General features: G+C 69.7%; 12 protein-coding genes. 5 read left to right on the top strand and 7 right to left on the bottom strand.

Going from position 1 to position 15,244, the window contains the following annotated elements; all coding sequences use genetic code 11:
- Window positions 1-145: 145 nt before the first annotated feature.
- The 4 genes from EER27_RS09545 (at window position 146) to EER27_RS09530 (ending at window position 4,863) form a co-directional block, all read left to right on the top strand.
- Window positions 146-2,218, top strand: coding sequence for a tetratricopeptide repeat protein (locus EER27_RS09545; RefSeq protein WP_123087884.1), 2,073 nt, complete (start codon window positions 146-148; stop codon window positions 2,216-2,218).
- Window positions 2,219-2,334: 116 nt separating this feature from the next.
- A complete protein-coding gene (locus EER27_RS09540) occupies window positions 2,335-2,961 on the top strand; it encodes a YbhB/YbcL family Raf kinase inhibitor-like protein (RefSeq protein ID WP_123087883.1) in 627 nt (208 codons plus the stop codon).
- Window positions 2,962-3,169: 208 nt separating this feature from the next.
- Window positions 3,170-4,144 (top strand): 2-hydroxyacid dehydrogenase, encoded by a 975-nt coding sequence (locus EER27_RS09535; protein WP_123087882.1) that lies wholly within the window; start codon window positions 3,170-3,172, stop codon window positions 4,142-4,144.
- Window positions 4,144-4,863, top strand: coding sequence for a hypothetical protein (locus EER27_RS09530; RefSeq protein ID WP_123087881.1), 720 nt, complete (start codon window positions 4,144-4,146; stop codon window positions 4,861-4,863). The genes EER27_RS09535 and EER27_RS09530 overlap by 1 nt, the downstream gene beginning before the upstream one ends.
- A gap of 193 nt (window positions 4,864-5,056) precedes the next feature.
- Here the strand turns inward: EER27_RS09530 and EER27_RS09525 are convergent, their stop codons facing one another.
- From EER27_RS09525 to EER27_RS09500, 6 genes are all read right to left on the bottom strand, one after another.
- Entirely contained in the window at window positions 5,057-6,514 is a 1,458-nt protein-coding gene (locus tag EER27_RS09525) for an efflux transporter outer membrane subunit (protein WP_223807258.1), read from the bottom strand.
- The gene (locus EER27_RS09520) at window positions 6,508-7,245 is read right to left on the bottom strand and encodes an SDR family oxidoreductase (protein ID WP_123087880.1); all 738 of its coding nucleotides are present in this window, start codon (window positions 7,243-7,245) and stop codon (window positions 6,508-6,510) included. The genes EER27_RS09525 and EER27_RS09520 overlap by 7 nt, the downstream gene beginning before the upstream one ends.
- 75 nt (window positions 7,246-7,320) lie before the next feature.
- On the bottom strand, window positions 7,321-10,500 hold the full coding sequence (locus EER27_RS09515; protein ID WP_123087879.1) for an efflux RND transporter permease subunit: 3,180 nt from the start codon (window positions 10,498-10,500) through the stop codon (window positions 7,321-7,323).
- Between the two features lie 196 nt (window positions 10,501-10,696).
- Complete coding sequence (locus tag EER27_RS09510; RefSeq protein ID WP_123087878.1) at window positions 10,697-11,902, bottom strand: efflux RND transporter periplasmic adaptor subunit; 1,206 nt, start codon at window positions 11,900-11,902, stop codon at window positions 10,697-10,699.
- Complete coding sequence (locus tag EER27_RS09505; RefSeq protein WP_123087877.1) at window positions 11,899-12,807, bottom strand: SDR family NAD(P)-dependent oxidoreductase; 909 nt, start codon at window positions 12,805-12,807, stop codon at window positions 11,899-11,901. The genes EER27_RS09510 and EER27_RS09505 overlap by 4 nt, the downstream gene beginning before the upstream one ends.
- A complete protein-coding gene (locus tag EER27_RS09500; protein ID WP_123087876.1) occupies window positions 12,804-13,073 on the bottom strand; it encodes a hypothetical protein in 270 nt (89 codons plus the stop codon). Before EER27_RS09500 ends, EER27_RS09505 begins: the two co-directional genes overlap by 4 nt.
- Before the next feature lie 261 nt (window positions 13,074-13,334).
- On the opposite strand from EER27_RS09500, the gene EER27_RS09495 reads away from it, so the two are divergent.
- A complete protein-coding gene (locus EER27_RS09495) occupies window positions 13,335-14,384 on the top strand; it encodes a LysR family transcriptional regulator (protein WP_123087875.1) in 1,050 nt (349 codons plus the stop codon).
- Between the two features lie 12 nt (window positions 14,385-14,396).
- Here the strand turns inward: EER27_RS09495 and EER27_RS09490 are convergent, their stop codons facing one another.
- Window positions 14,397-15,230 (bottom strand): undecaprenyl-diphosphate phosphatase, encoded by an 834-nt coding sequence (locus EER27_RS09490; RefSeq protein WP_123087874.1) that lies wholly within the window; start codon window positions 15,228-15,230, stop codon window positions 14,397-14,399.
- Window positions 15,231-15,244: the final 14 nt, after the last annotated feature.

Raw genomic sequence — 15,244 nt, 5'->3', positions numbered from 1 at the left:
CCGGTGATTCAGCGCGCCCAATGGACGAACTGGCCCCCGGAAATCCCGGGTAGCGCCGGCCCCGATTTCGCTTTTCCCGTCCGCGGCCCCGCGGGCCTCGCCGCCAGTACAATCGGCGCTTCGCCCGTAGTTTCTCGAGTAATCCATGCACGAAGCCATCCTCGACGCCCTCCGCCGTGGCGCCGCCGCTGAAGCCGTGGCCGCCTCCCGCGACGCGGTCGCCGCGCAGCCGCAAGACCCGACCGCGCACCGTCTGCTGGCGGCCGCACTGCGCCTGGATGGCGACCGTGAAGCCGCGCTGGCGGCAATCGACCAGGCCGTGGCCCTGGCGCCCGACGACGCCAACCTGCACCTCGAACGCGCCGGCCTGCTGCTGCAGGAGCGCCAGCTCGACGAGGCCCAGGCGGCGCTGGCCCGCACGACCGGGCTCGACCCCAACCAGTTCCCGGCCTACGTCATGCAGGCCCACATCGCCCTTGGCCGCGGCGACTTCGACGAAGCCGAGCGCCTGGCACGCACCGCCGCCCGCATCGCGCCGGACCACCCGCACGTGGCGGCCGTCGACGGCAATCTTGCATTGCGCCGCGGCGATGCCGACCGCGCACTGGCGCTGCTCAGTGCCGCGGCCCAGCGCCATCCCGACGAGCCGCAGCTGCGCCACGCGCTGGGCTTCGCGTACATGGCCAAGGGCCATTTCGCTTTCGCCGAACAGGCGTTCCGCAGCCTGCTCGAACGCGATCCCGACTCGGTGCCGCTGCGCACCCTGGTCGCCGACCTGCTGCGTCGCCAGGACCGTTTCTCCGATGCGGCGCAGATGCTGTCGGCGCTGCTTGATCGCCCCGACGCGACCACCGCGATGCGTCGCGTGGTGGGCGAGCTCGAACTCGCCGCCGGGCGCAACGAGCGCGCGCTGGAACTGCTGCGTACCGCCGTCACCGAGCAGCCTGGCGACCGTCGCAACGTGGTCGCCGCGGTCGAGGCCTGGCGCCGGCTGGGCGCCGCCGACGACGCACGTGCCACGCTCGATGCCCTGCTGGCCGATCACCCGGCTTCGGACGACCTGTGGAATGCGCGCCTGCTGTTCGAGGAGTTCGCCGGTGACGCCGCGCGCGCAATCGTCGCGCGCTGGCAACAGGCGATGCCGGACTTCATCCCCGCGCTGGGCGCGATGCTGACCATCCACGATCGCCACGGCGAGAACGACCAGGCGGAGGCGCTGGCGCGTCGCATCACCGAACTGCAACCCGGCCACACCCAGGCCGAGCTGCGCGTGGTCGACGCGTTGATGCACCGCGATCCCGAAGAGGCGGTCAACTACGTCGAGAGCCTGCTGGCACGCGCCACCGACGAGTCGGTCAAGCGCAGCCTGCGCCAGTTGCTGGGTCGTACCCTCGACGTCGCCGGCCAGCCCGATGCGGCCGCCGCGACCTGGGTCGAACTGCAGGCCGAGGCCGCACCGCAGCGCCTGCCGCTGCCCACCTCGGCCGAGGCCAAGGGCGAGTGGCCGCCGCTGGCGCCACTGCCGGATCCGGCGCCTGGCGTGCTGTTGCTGTGGGGTCCGCCGGGTTCGCTGGTGGAGCGCATCGCCTTTACCTTCGAAGCCGCTGGCGGCCCGCTGCGCTCCGACCGCCTGGGCGCCCAGCCGCCGCGCGATCCGCTGCAGCGCTATGGCACCACCCAGGCGCTGGTCGACGGCTCGCTGGACGGCAGCTATCTGGTCAACCAGTGGCGGGCCGCGTTGCCGGGCCGGGGCATCAACGACGGTCAGGTGTTCGACTGGCTGTTGTGGTGGGACAACGCGCTGCTGCTGGCGCTGCGCCCGCACCTGCCCGAAGCCGTGCTGATGGTCGTGCTGCGCGACCCGCGCGAGATGTTGCTGGACTGGCTGGCCTGGGGCGGCCCGGTGCCGTTCGCACTGGAATCGCCGCTGGCCGGTGCGCAATGGATGGCGAACGTGCTGGCGCAGATCGCCGACCTGCACGAGCGGGACCTCTTCCCGCATCGCCTGGTCAAGCTCGACGAGATCGCCGAGGACCCGATCGCGATCGCCCAGGCGATTTCCGATGCGCTCGACATTCCGATCAACGCAACGCCGCCGGGGATGTTCGGCCCGCAGCATTTCCCGCGGGACCATTGGCGTGCGTTTGCCGAGCCGCTGGCCGATGCGTTTGCGGTGCTGACGCCGGTCGCGGTGCGCCTGGGATACCCGGAAGCCTGATCGCATCTTGAACCACGCCGTCCCGGCAAAGGGACGGCACGGCCGCCGGCACGCCACCGGCCGGCGGCCCGATTTGCCGGTGGCGGTGCCCTTGCCCGGGCGACAGCGGAGGTCCCATGCGCATCCACAGCGACAGTTTCGAACACCGCGCCCGCCTGCCGGTCGCCTATGCGGCCGGACAGGCCACGGGCGAGGGCTTTGGTTTCGCGCCCAACCGCAACCCGCAGCTGAGCTGGGACGACGTGCCGCCGGGAACGAAATCGTTCGCGTTGCTGTGCATCGACCCCGACGTGCCGACGGTTGCCGAGATGGTGGGCAAGGACGGCGTGCTGATCCCAGCCGATCAGCCGCGATGCGATTTCTACCACTGGGTGATGGTGGACATCCCCGCGGACGTGCGCGCGCTTGCCGCGGGCGCCTGCAGCGACGGCTTCACCGCGCGCGGCAAGGCTGCGCCGCAGGGTCCCGCCGGCAGTCGCCAGGGCTGCAACGACTACACCGGCTGGTTTGCCGGCGACGCCGACATGGCCGGCGACTACCTCGGCTACGACGGTCCGTTCCCGCCGCCGAACGACCTGCGCCTGCACCGGTACTTCTTCCGCGTGTACGCGCTCGACATCGAGCGGCTGCCGCTGTCCGAGCGCTTCGACGGTTCGCAGGCGCTGTCGGCCATGCACGGTCACGTGTTGGCCGAGGCGACGATCCACGCAACCTACTCGCTCAACGCCGACGTCAAGGGCTGATCGCGGGACGCGGCCACGACGGGTCGCGGATCGGTCGCGATCGACGCCGGCGCTCGCCGTGGCTTCGCGTTCCCGCGGCGCCCGGCGGTAGCGGCACGATGTGAGGCCATCGAACGGCGCGAACACCGTAGCGGGATGACGCCGACGGCACGTGGACGCGTGCCGCCCGGGCGCACTCGACAACACAAGCTCACCAGGAAGACACGCAATGGCAGGGACGCACACCATCACGATGACCGTGCTCAGCGCGCGCGGTCGCGAGACCTTCAGCACGGCGCAGCTGGACGCGCTGGAGGCGGTTGCGCAACTTCACGTGGAACGCGTGCCCGAGCGATTGCCCGATGCCGATCTGGTGGCATTGTGCGCGGGTGCCGATGTGGTCGGCTTGTCCCGCCGTGCGACGCAGGACGTGCACGCCGGCATCATCGCGGCGCTGCCGCGCCTGCGCGGGCTGGCAATCCACGCCACCGGGCGCGAATGGGTCGACGAAGAGGCACTGCACGATGGCGACATCCTGCTGGCCAGTCTGCCCGGCTACGCCACGCGCGTGGTGGCCGAGCACACGCTGGGCCTGTTGCTGAGCATGAGCCGGCGGCTGCACCTGAGCGACCGTCGGGCGCGCGGCGAATTTGGCAGTGACATCTCGCTGCGCGGCTGGGAACTGCACGGCCGAACGCTGGGCATCATCGGCATGGGCCGGATTGGCAGCGAGGTCGCACGGCTGGCCGGCGCGTTCGGCATGCGCGTGGTGTACTTCGACACACAGGCCGTGACCACGACCGCCGCCGAGTCGCTGCCGCTGGATGCGGTGTTGGCGACCGCCGACGTGGTGGTGCTGGCGTGCAGTCTGCAACGCGGGCGGCCGGCGTGGTTCGATGCCGATCTCATCGCGCGCATGCGACCCGGCGCCGTGCTGCTCAACCCGGCGCGGCCTGGGCTGGTCGACAACGGCGCGGTGCTCGCGGGAGTCGCGCGCGGCCACCTGGCCGGCTATGCGGTGGACGACAGCGTGTTCGATGCGCAACAACTGGCCAGCGTCGAGCACGGACGCATCCTGCAAAGCGCGCACACCGCCTGGTACTCCGACGAGGCGATCGCCGCCGGCATCGAGGCGTGGACGCAGGAACTGCTTGCGCTGGCGACGGTGCTGCAGTCGCGACCACTGCCGGCGGAGGCCGGCTGATGGACGCCGCGCGCCTCCAGCGCGTTGGTGACGCGGCGATCGGGCTCAGTGCCGTGCTGCCGGTGGTGTTCGTGGCGGTCTTGCTGGCATTGCGCTGGCCCGAGTACTGGATGTGGATCAACTTCGAGGACACGCCGATGACCTCGCTGGAGGTCGCGGTGATGTACACCAGCGCGCTGGTCGCGGCTGCGGCCGGTGCGCACGCCTGGGTGTACCGGCATCCGCGGGCTCGCGACTGGGCCGTGCTGGCGATGGCGTTTGGCTACTTCGCACTCGACGACCGCTTCGCGCTGCACGAACGCCTGCGCGACCGCGTGCTGGCGCCGCGCGACATTCGCCTGCCGTGGATCGACTGGATCGGCCCGGGCGATTTCATCGTCCTGGGCTTCGCGGTGTGCGGCCTGCTGATGCTGCCGCGCCTGTTGCGCAACGTGTTCGGCGAACGCGCCGCACGACGCCGCATGCTGGCCGGTGTCGCGGTGGCAATGGTCGCGGTGGGCCTGGACGCGTTCGAACTGTCGCGCTTGACGGTGCCGATGCAACGGCTCGAACAGACCATCGAGGAGTGCCTGGAGCTGGCGGCCCAGGTGTTGTTCCTGCAGGCCTTCGCGCTGGCGTGGCTGGCGCAGTTGCGCGCGCTTGCGCAATCGGCCGGCGTGGATCGCCGATCCGGGAACGCCGGGGCCGACTGCGCCGGCCCGGCGGTGTTTGACCGATGAAGCAGGCCAGTAACGCAGATCAGTAGCGCAGGGCTGGCGATGCACGCCATCCAGATTGCATGCAGCGAGCCCGACCTGGATCGGGCTTGCTGCCGTGCGCGCGGTGCCGGTTGCGACCGTGCCTGCTGCCAGCGCGACTGCAACCAGCGTGCCGATTCGCGCGGCACCGTGGCCGCGCGATCCGGGGCCGCGATCAGCGACCGGCGACGGCCTCGCGGCGTGGCTGGTACTGCGGCCAGCCGCCCGCCATCGCCTTGTACAGCGCGACCACGCTGGTTGCCGTGCGTGTGCGCGCGGCCGCGAACGCATCCTGCGCCTGCAACCGGGTGCGTTCGGCGTCCAGCACCTCGAACAGGTCGGCCGCACCGGCCTCGAAGCGCAGCCGTGCCAGTTCCGCAGCGCGGGCGCTGTCGGCCGCGGCGCGTTCCAGGTGCGCGTCCTCGACGCGTGCGCGGCCATGACGAAGCAGGGCGTTCTCGGTGTCCTCCAGCGCCAGCAGCACCGACTGCTGGTAGCGCGCCAGTTCGCCTTCGGCGTCGGCATCGGCCGCGGCGATACGTGCGCGCACGCGGCCGATGTCGAGGAACGACCAGTCGATGCCCAGGGCGACCAGCCGCGTTTCGCTGGCGCGTTCGAACAGCGCGCTGCTGTCGATGGCCTGGCTGCCGATCAGTCCGCCGAGCGTGAAGCGCGGAAACAAATCCGCCGTGGCCACGCCGATGCGCGCGGTCGCCGCGTGGAGGCGGTGCTCGGCCGCGATCACGTCCGGCCGGCGACGCAGCAGCTCACCCGGAATCCCGGCGTCGAGCTTGGCCGGCAGCACCGGCAGCGCACGCGGGGCTTCCAGTTCCGCGATCAGGGCGTCGGGCGTGCGGCCGCTCAGTACCGCCAGGCGGTGCATGCCCACGGCGACATCGGCCTCGAGCGCCGGTACGCGTGCGAGCGTCGCTTCGAGCTGGGCACGTGCACGCGCCGTGTCGAACTCGGTGCCGCGTCCGGCGTCGAGCCGCGCCTCGACCAGGCGCAGGGTTTCGCGCTGGTTGTCGGCGTTGCCACGTGCCACGCGCAGGCGCTCTTGCTGACCGCGCAGGTCGAAGTAGCCGCGCACCACCTCGGCGACCACCGACACCTGCAAGGCATCCAGGTCCGAGGCACTGGCCCAGGCCTGGGCACGCTGTGCTTCGACGCCGCGCCGGACGCGACCGAACAGGTCGAGCTCCCAGCTGGCGTTGATGCCCACCGAGTAGCTCTCGACATCGCGATCACCGAGCGCGACGCCGGGGGCCTGGTCGCTGCTGGCGCGCGACTCGCTGGCCTGCGCACTGGCCGTCACGGTCGGGTAGCGGTCGATGCGGGCATTGCGCAGCAGCGCGTTGGCCTGGTCCAGTCGCGCCAGGGCGATGCGCAGGTCGTGGTTGGCCACCAGCGTTTCGTCGACCAGCCGCTCCAGCAGCGGGTCGCCGAAGCCGCGCCAGAACTCGGCGTCGGCCCGCGGTGTCGCGTCGTCGGCCGACACCAGAGCCGGCTGTTGGACGAAGTGGTCGGGCGCGGCAGGTGTCGGCCGGACATAGTCCGGGCCGACCGCGCATGCGCTGAGCAGCGCTGCGGCCAGGCCCAGCACCAGGGGGCGGATCAGCGGGCCGGTTACCACGGCAGCACCTCGCCCAGGTGCACGAAGCTGCCAGTGGCGCCGTGTTCGTCCAGCAGCGCCATTGCCACGCTGGTGCTGGCGCCCTGCTCGATCTCCATGTCCCCGTGGGCGTTCATGTCGGTCTTGACCGAGCCCGGGTGCACCGCGTTGACCTTGATCGGCGTGTCGCGCAGTTCGTAGGCCAGGTGGACGGTCCACGCGTTCACCGCGCTCTTGGATGCGTTGTAGGCCGGTACCTTGAAGTCGTAGATCGGCGATGCCGGGTCGTTGTGGTGCGCAAGCGAGCCCAACACGCTGGAGAGATTGACGATGCGGGCGGCCGGCGCCTTGCCCAGCAGCGGCAGGAACGCCTGGGTCACGGCCACCAGGCCGAACAGGTTGGTTTCGAACGTCTCGCGCCACGCGTCGAGCGACTGCTCGGACGGTTTGCGGCTGGCGTCGTCGCGGAAGATGCCGGCGTTGTTGACCAGGATGTCGAGCTTGCCGTGCTGGCGCGTCACCGCCTCGACCGCGGCGGCGATGCTGTCATCGCCGGTCACGTCCAGGGCGATGGCCTCAACCGGCAGGCCGTCGGCCTGCAACTTCTGTGCGGCCTCGACGGCCTTGCCGTGATCACGGCCGGCAAGCAGGACACGCACGCCGGCGGTGGACAGCTGACGCGCGGTTTCAAAGCCGATGCCACGGGTGGCGCCGGTGATCAGGGCGATCTTGGAAGCATGCTGCGTGGACATGGGGGAATCCCTTGAAATGAATGGGGGAGGGGCGGCCCGGCGGCGGATGCCAGCCGGGCCTTGTCGGGAAATCGATCAGGCGTGCGCCGGGTCGACGGTGGCGTGGTCGCCCGCCACGTGCTGCACGAGCTTCTTGCCACCGGCCAGCTTGCGCAGGCCGACGTAGAACACCGGCGTCAGGAACAGGCCGAACAGGGTCACACCGAGCATGCCGGCGAACACCGTGACGCCAGTGACCGCGCGCACTTCCGCACCGGCGCCGTGGCCGAGGACCAGCGGAATGGTGCCGGCGATGAAGGCGATCGAGGTCATCACGATCGGACGCAGGCGCAGGCGGCACGATTCAAGCGCGGCCTCCACGATGCCCTTGCCCTGCATCTCCAGTTCGCGGGCGAACTCGACGATCAGGATCGCGTTCTTGCACGCCAGACCCATCAGCACCACCAGGCCCACCTGCACGAACACGTTGTTGTCGCCACCGGTCAGCCACACGCCCACCAGGGCCGACAGCAGCGTCATCGGCACGATCAGGATCACCGCCAGCGGCAGGGTCCAGCTTTCGTACAGCGCGGCCAGCACCAGGAAGGCAAGCAGCACCGCCAACGGGAACACCACCAGCGCCGCATTGCCCTGGGTCGCCTGCTGATAGCTCAGGTCGGTCCATTCGATGCTCATGCCGTTGGGCAGCACCTGCGGCGCCATCTCGGTGATCTTGGCCATCGCCTCGCTGGACGACAGCATGCGCGGGTCGGCGTCGCCGATCAGGTCCGCGGCCGGGTAGCCGTTGTAGCGGATCACCGGGTCCGGACCGTAGCTCTCGCTGATCTTCACCATCGAGCCGATCGGCACCATCTCGCCGTTCGCGTTGCGGGTGCGCAGGTTGGCGATGTCCTCGACGCCGTCACGGTACGGGCCGTCGGCCTGCGCGATGACCTGGTAGGTACGACCGAAACGGTTGAAGTCGTTGACGTAGGCCGAGCCGAGGTAGGTCTGCAACGTATCGAACAGCTCGGTCAACGGCACGCCCTGCGCCTTGGCCTTGAGGCGGTCGACCTGGGCGTCGAGCTGCGGCACGTTGGCCTGGTAGGTGCTGATCGGGTAGTGCATGCCCGGGGTCTGCGACACCGCGCCGGAGAACCCGTTCACCGCGTTCTGCAAGGCGCCGTAACCCATGCCCGCGCGGTCCTGGATGAACAGCGAGTAGCCCGAACCCGAGCCCAGACCCAGGATCGGCGGCGGCATGAACGCGAACGCGAAGCCCTGCTGGATGCCGGAGATTTTCTGGTTGATCTCGGCGTTGATCTCCTCGGCGCTGCGGGTGCGCTCGTTGAACGGCTTGAGCGGGAAGAACACCACGCCGGTGTTGGGCGTGTTGGTGAACTGCAGCGCGTTGAGACCCGGGAACGCGACGGCGTTGGACACGCCCTCGGTGTTCATGCCGATCTCGCTCATCTGGCGGATCACCTGGTGGGTGCGCTCCAGCGACGAGCCTTCCGGTAGCTTGACCGCGCCGATCAGGTACAGCTTGTCCTGGGTCGGAATGAAACCGCCCGGCACGATCTGGAACATCAGGCCGGCGACCACCAGCAGGCCGGCATACACCGCGAACACCGCGCCGCGCTTGTTGAGCGACTTCGACACCGCCACCTGGTAACGCTCGGAGCTGCTGCCGAAGAAGCGGTTGAACGGACGGAAGATCCAGCCGAACAACTTGTCGATCAGGCGGGTCGGTGCATCCTTGGCCGCGCCGTGCGGCTTGAGCAGCAGTGCGGCAAGCGCCGGCGACAGGGTCAGCGAGTTGATCGCCGAGATCACCGTCGAGATGGCGATGGTGACGGCGAACTGCTTGTAGAACTGGCCAATCACGCCCGACAGGAACGCCATCGGCACGAACACCGCACACAGCACCAGCGCGATCGCGATGATCGGCCCGGACACTTCACGCATTGCCTGGTGTGCCGCGGCAAGCGGCGTCAGGCCTTCCTCGATGTTGCGCTCGACGTTCTCGACCACGACGATCGCATCGTCCACCACGATGCCGATTGCCAGCACCAGGCCGAACAGCGTCAGCGTGTTGATCGAGAAGCCCAGCACGTAGAGCGCGGCAAACGTGCCCACCACCGACACCGGCACCGCGATCAGCGGAATGATCGAGGCGCGCCAGGTCTGCAGGAACAGGATCACCACCAGCACCACCAGCAGCACCGCTTCCAGCAGCGTGGTCACGACGGCCTTGATCGAGTCGCGCACGAACACGGTCGGGTCGTAGACCACGTCGTAGGTCATGCCTTCCGGGAAGCGCGTGGACAGTTCGGCCATCTTCTCGCGCACCGCGTCCGACAACGCGATCGCGTTGGCGCCCGGGGTCTGGAAGATGCCGATGCCGATCGCGTCCTTGTTGTCGAGCTGCGCGCGCAGCGTGTAGTCGCTGGCGCCCAGTTCGAGGCGCGCGACATCCGACAGGCGGACGATCTCGCCGTCCGCGCCGCTCTTGATCACGATGGCGCCGAATTCCTCTTCGGACTGCAGGCGGCCCTGGGCGTTGATCGAGACCAGGAAGTCGCTGGCGTCCGGGGTTGGCTCGGCACCGAGCTGGCCGGCCGAGACCTGCACGTTCTGCTCGCGCACGGCACGCACCACGTCACCGGCCGTCAGACCGCGCGAGGCGACCTTGTTCGGGTCCAGCCAGATGCGCATCGCGTAGTCGCCCGCGCCCCACTGCTGGGCCATGCCGACGCCGGGAAGGCGCGCCAGCTCGTCCTTGATCTTCAGCGTGGAGTAGTTGCGCAGGTACAGCGAGTCGTACTTGCCGTTGGGCGACAACAGGTGCACCACCAACGTCAGCGTCGGCGACTGCTTCTGCGTGGTCACGCCCTGGCGGCGCACGTCCTCGGGCAACCGCGCCAGCGCCTGGCTGACGCGGTTCTGCACCTGCACCTGGGCCTCGTCGGGATCGGTGCCGGGACGGAACGTGATGGTGGTGGCCAATACGCCGTCGGAGCCGGCGATCGACTTCATGTACATCATGTTCTCGACGCCGTTGATGGCTTCCTCAAGCGGCGTGGCGACGGTTTCGGCGATGACCTTGGGATTGGCGCCGGGATAGACCGCGCGTACCTGCACGGTCGGCGGCACCACCTCGGGGTATTCGCTGATCGGCAGCATCGGGATCGCGATCAGGCCGGCGGCGAAGATCACGATCGACAACACCGCGGCGAAGATCGGGCGATCGATGAAGAACCTGGAAAAATCCATGGTGTGTTCCTTGCGCGGCGCGTGCGCCGCATGAGTTGCTCCAGCCCACCCGCGACAGCGGGGAGGTGAGGGGGTAGTGCAAGGTCGGGAGATGAGGTCCTGCCGACCCTCCCCGCGGGGGGGAGGGAGCGGGGAGGGTCGACAGCCTCAAATCACGGACGGTGGTGCGGGCCTCAGACGGACGAGGAGGACCGCTTCAATCCGCACCCGCCGCTCCCGCGACCTGCAGCGACGGCGCCGGGGCGCCCATCGCAATCTGCTTCGGTGCCACGCCAATGCCCGGGAAGAGCACCTTCTGCACGCCGTGCACGATGACCTTGTCGCCCGGCGCCAGACCCGAGGTGACCACGCGCAGGCCGTCGGCCATGCGACCGGGCACGATGTCCTTGCGCACGGCGGTGTTCTTCGGGCCCAACACGTACACGTACTTGCGGTCCTGGTCGGTGAGCACCGCCTTGTCGTCGATCAGCAGCGCGGTGCTCTCGGCATTGCCCTCCAGCTGCACGCGTGCGAACAGACCGGGCGTGAACAGGTGGTCGGGGTTGGCCAGCACCGCGCGGGCGCGGATCGTGCCGGTGCGCGGATCGACCTGGTTGTCGACGAAGTCCACGGTGCCGGTGTGCGGATGGCCGTCTTCGTTGGCCAGGCCGACGCGCACCTTGTTGTTGGAATCGTCGCGATCACCATCGCGGGCGGCCTGGTTGTAGCGCAGGAAGCTCTGCTCGTCGCTCTCGAAGTAGACGTGCACCGGATCCAGCGACACCACCGTGGTCAGCGTGGTGGCGTCGGCCTGGGCCAGGTTGCCGACGGTGACCAGCGCGCGACCGGCACGGCCGGAGATCGGCGAGCGCACCTGGGTGAACTGCAGGTCCAGGCGCGCGCTGGCGACCGCGGCCTCGGCGGCGCGCACGGCGGCGTTGCCCTGGGCGGTGGCGGCACGACGGGTCTCGAACTCCTCGCGCGAGATCGCCTTGGCGTCGACGAGCGTCTGCGCACGAACGTCCTGGGTCTGCGCCAGGCGTGCCTCGCTGCGGGCGCGTTCAAGGTCGGCGAGCGCGCGGTCGAGGTTGGCGCGGTAGCGGCGCTGGTCGATCACGAACAGCAGGTCGCCCTTGTTGACCTGCTGGCCTTCCTCGTACGCGACGCGTTCGACGTAGCCGCTGACGCGCGGCCGCAGTTCGACGGTCTCGACCGCGCTGATGCGCCCGGTGAAATCGTCCCACTGCCGCACCGGCTTGGCGACGACGGTTGCGACGCTGACCTGGGGTGCCGGCGGTCCACCTTCGGCGGTGGCGGCCTTGCTGCCGCAACCGGCCGCGGCCAGGGCCAACACGATGCTCGCCGCGAGAGCGAGGACGGAGAGCCCGATGACGGGCCGTGAACGGATGTTGCGGGGGGTCATGACGAGGTTTCCTGGTTTCGATTCGGGGGGAGGAGCGAACGCAGCAGGTCGCGTGCGTCGAGAAGGCAGCTGCCGGGCAGGACGTTGCCGGGCGACGCGGTGATGGGGGCGACGGGGGTGACGGGTTCTGCGGCCGGCAAGGATCCGACCTCAAGTGCACTCGAGGTCAAGGGGCTGTCCGCGCGACGTTGGGGGGGCGTCGGCGCGGTGCTGCGCGGCGAGCCGTAACGCACCACCGCGCGCGGCGTCTGGTTGCCGTCGCGCTGGTCGAGCAGCGCCAGTGCGCGCCGGCCGATCGCCACCGCGCTGGGCCATTGCGGACAGGCGTGCGCGCGGTTGTCGTCGCTGCACACCGGCATGTCGACCGCCAGCAGCTGCACGCGCACCGCAAACGTGCGGGCCTCGTCGTGCAGCACGCGCGCCAGCATGTGCTGCGCTGCCGAGGCCACCGAGCGATGGCCGTAGCCTGCCCACGGCAACTCGCTGCCGGGACCGCCGATCAGCAGGTAGCTGGCGCCACGTTCGGCCTTGGCGAGCAGCGGCAGCAGGTGGCGCGCGGCAGCCAGGTGCGGCAGCAGGTCTTCGTCGAATTGCTGGCGCAGCGCGTCGACGGGCTGGTCGAGCAGGCGCCCACGGGTGCCGCTGCCGGCAATCGTCACGATCACGCCGGCCAGCGGACGGCGCAGGCCACGCAGGGCCTGGGCCAGCTCGGCGCTGTCGGCGTCGGTGCTGACGGAACCGACCAGTGTGGTGATGTCGGCGCCGGCATGGCAGGCCTGCAGGCGGCCCAGTTCGGCGGCGTCACGGGCCACCGCGATCACCGGCCGGCCCGCCTCGACGGCGGCCTGGACGATGCCGCGACCGACCACGCCGGTCGCACCGAGGATGACGAGGGGGGATTTCATTGTCCCGCTCCCGGGATTTTTTCTCCCGTGAACGGGACGATGCGCCGGGCGCTGGCCTGGGCCTGCCACCAGCGCGCCACGGCCACCAGTCCCATCGCCGCCGGCAGGGCGACCACGAAGGCCAGCACCCAGGCCGTCATCCACGCCTCGCCAGCGCCCGCCGCAAGTGCTTGACGGAACGCGACCAGCGCCAGCCAGGACAGGCCGGCCAGGGCGGCCAACAGCAACCAGGTGAGGCCGAGACGTACGCGGCGCGAGGACAACATGTCGGTGACCCTTGGGGGAAGTGGGGCACAGGTTAGGCCTCCGACCGGCACTTGATTAGCCGCGGATTCAGGGAATAATTGTCCCGAAGTCGGGCCAATACCCGACCGTACACTTCAGCGCCGTAGTCCCCTGGTGCAATCCAGCGCACCGCAGTGAGCGCCGCTTGGGCCCCCGCACGGCCCCCTGGTCGCCCGTCCCGCGCACGAACCCGCCACCTCCGGTCCCCGCCGGATCTGGTTCCTCCCCCTCCGGAGTCCCGAATGGCACGCGATCTCAACGACACCCTGATCTTCGTCAAGGTGGTCGAACACGGCAGTTTCATTTCCGCGGCGCGGTCGCTGCGGCTGCCCAAGACCACCGTCAGCCGCAAGGTGCAGGACCTCGAAACGCGCCTCGGCGCGCAACTTCTGCATCGCACGACTCGCAAGCTCGGCCTGACCGAGGCGGGCAACATCTACTTCGAACATTGCCAGCGCATCGCGCGCGAGCTCGACGAAGCCGAGAGCGCGGTCGGCCAGCTCCAGGGCGGCCCGCGCGGCTGGCTGCGGGTTACCGCGCCGTACTCGATGGGCATCGAATGGGTGGCGCCGTTGCTCGGCGAGTTCCACGCGCGCCATCCCGAGGTGCGCGTCGAGATGGTGCTGACGAACGAGCCGCTCGACCTGATCGACAAGGAAATCGACGTCGCCCTGCGCGTGGGCAACCTGCCCGATTCCAACCTGGTCGCACGGCGCCTGGCGGTGCTGCGCACCCAGGTCTACGCCAGCCAGCGCTACCTCGACCGCCACGGCGAACCGCTGCACCCCGACGACCTGCAGCACCATCGGGCGCTGGCGATGCAGAAGCAGCGCCGCAACGGCGGGTTCGTTTGGCCGCTCAACGATGGCACGCGCGAGACCGAATTCCGCGTCGATCCGGTGTTCGTCGCCAACGACCCCGCCGCGCTTCGCGGCGCACTGCTGTGCGGCGAAGGGCTGATGCTGGCCAGCGACATCATGATCAAACCGTACGTCGCGCAGGACTACGTGCGCCGCATCCTCGCCGGTTGGACCGGCCCGGAGTTCGACCTCAACGCGCTGTTCCCGCGTGGCCAGGTGCAATCGCCGAAGGTGCGCGCGTTCGTCGATTTCCTCGTCGAACGGCTGAATTTCGACGTCGACTACATGCAGCTGCAGTGCCCGGACCGCAAGCGCTACCAGGATGCGGCGGACGAGGCGCTGGCAGCCGAAGCGCAGGCGGCGCTGGCCAGTGAGTCGCTCGATCTCATGCAGGCGGGCGAGCCGGCCGACGTGGAAGTCGAGCCGGCCTGATCCGCCGGGCGATCAACCCTCGCCCGGCACCAGCAACAGCAGGGCGCCGCCCAGCACGAAGCGGTAGATCGCGAACACGGTGAATCGGTGGCGCTGGATGTAGTGCAGCAGCCACTTCACCGCCACGAACGCGGTGACCGCCGAGGCGACGAACGCCACCGCCAGCTGGGTCCAGTCCTCGTGCGCGGCTTCCGGGGTGCCGGCGATGTCCCACACTTCGTAGGCGGTGGCGGCGAACATCGTCGGGATGCCGACCAGGAAGGCGAACTCGGTGGCCGCAGCGCGGCAGGTGGTGCCCGCCAGCAGCGCCACGAAGATCGTCGCGGCCGAGCGCGACGTACCCGGGAACACGCCAGCGGCGACCTGCGCGACGCCCACCAGGATGGCGACCGTCCAGGTGACGGTGCTGCGCTCGCCGATCGCGGCCGCGTGCTTGGCCGCGAAGTGTTCCGCGGCGATCATCCAGAAGCCGCCCAGCACCAGCGCCCAGGCGATCGGCGCCACCGTGTCGGGCAGCTCGAACCCCATCTTCTTGACCACCACGCCCAGCACCGCGGTCGTTCCGAACGCGGCCATGAGCTTGTAGGCGTAGTCGCGTGGTTGCTGGCCGAACACCTGCTCGGTCGTGATTGGCCGCAGGAACGCGTGGAGAAGCTGCCACAGGCGATGCCGGTAGATCAGCACCACCGCCAGGATCGCGCCGGCCTGGATCGAGATGTTGAACAGGTCGCTGCGATGCCCGAGCCAGCGCTCGGCAATGAGCAGGTGACCGGTGCTGGAGATCGGCAGGAACTCGGTGATGCCTTCGATGATGCCGAGCAGCAGCGCGGCGAGCAGATCGGTCATTGGGCGGGGCGTCG

It is taken from the genome of Montanilutibacter psychrotolerans, assembly GCF_003719825.1.
In the GTDB taxonomy this organism is placed as follows: domain Bacteria; phylum Pseudomonadota; class Gammaproteobacteria; order Xanthomonadales; family Xanthomonadaceae; genus Montanilutibacter; species Montanilutibacter psychrotolerans.
The sequence above is the reverse complement of the archived record's forward strand: the minus strand, read 5'-3'. Positions and strand labels throughout refer to the sequence as shown.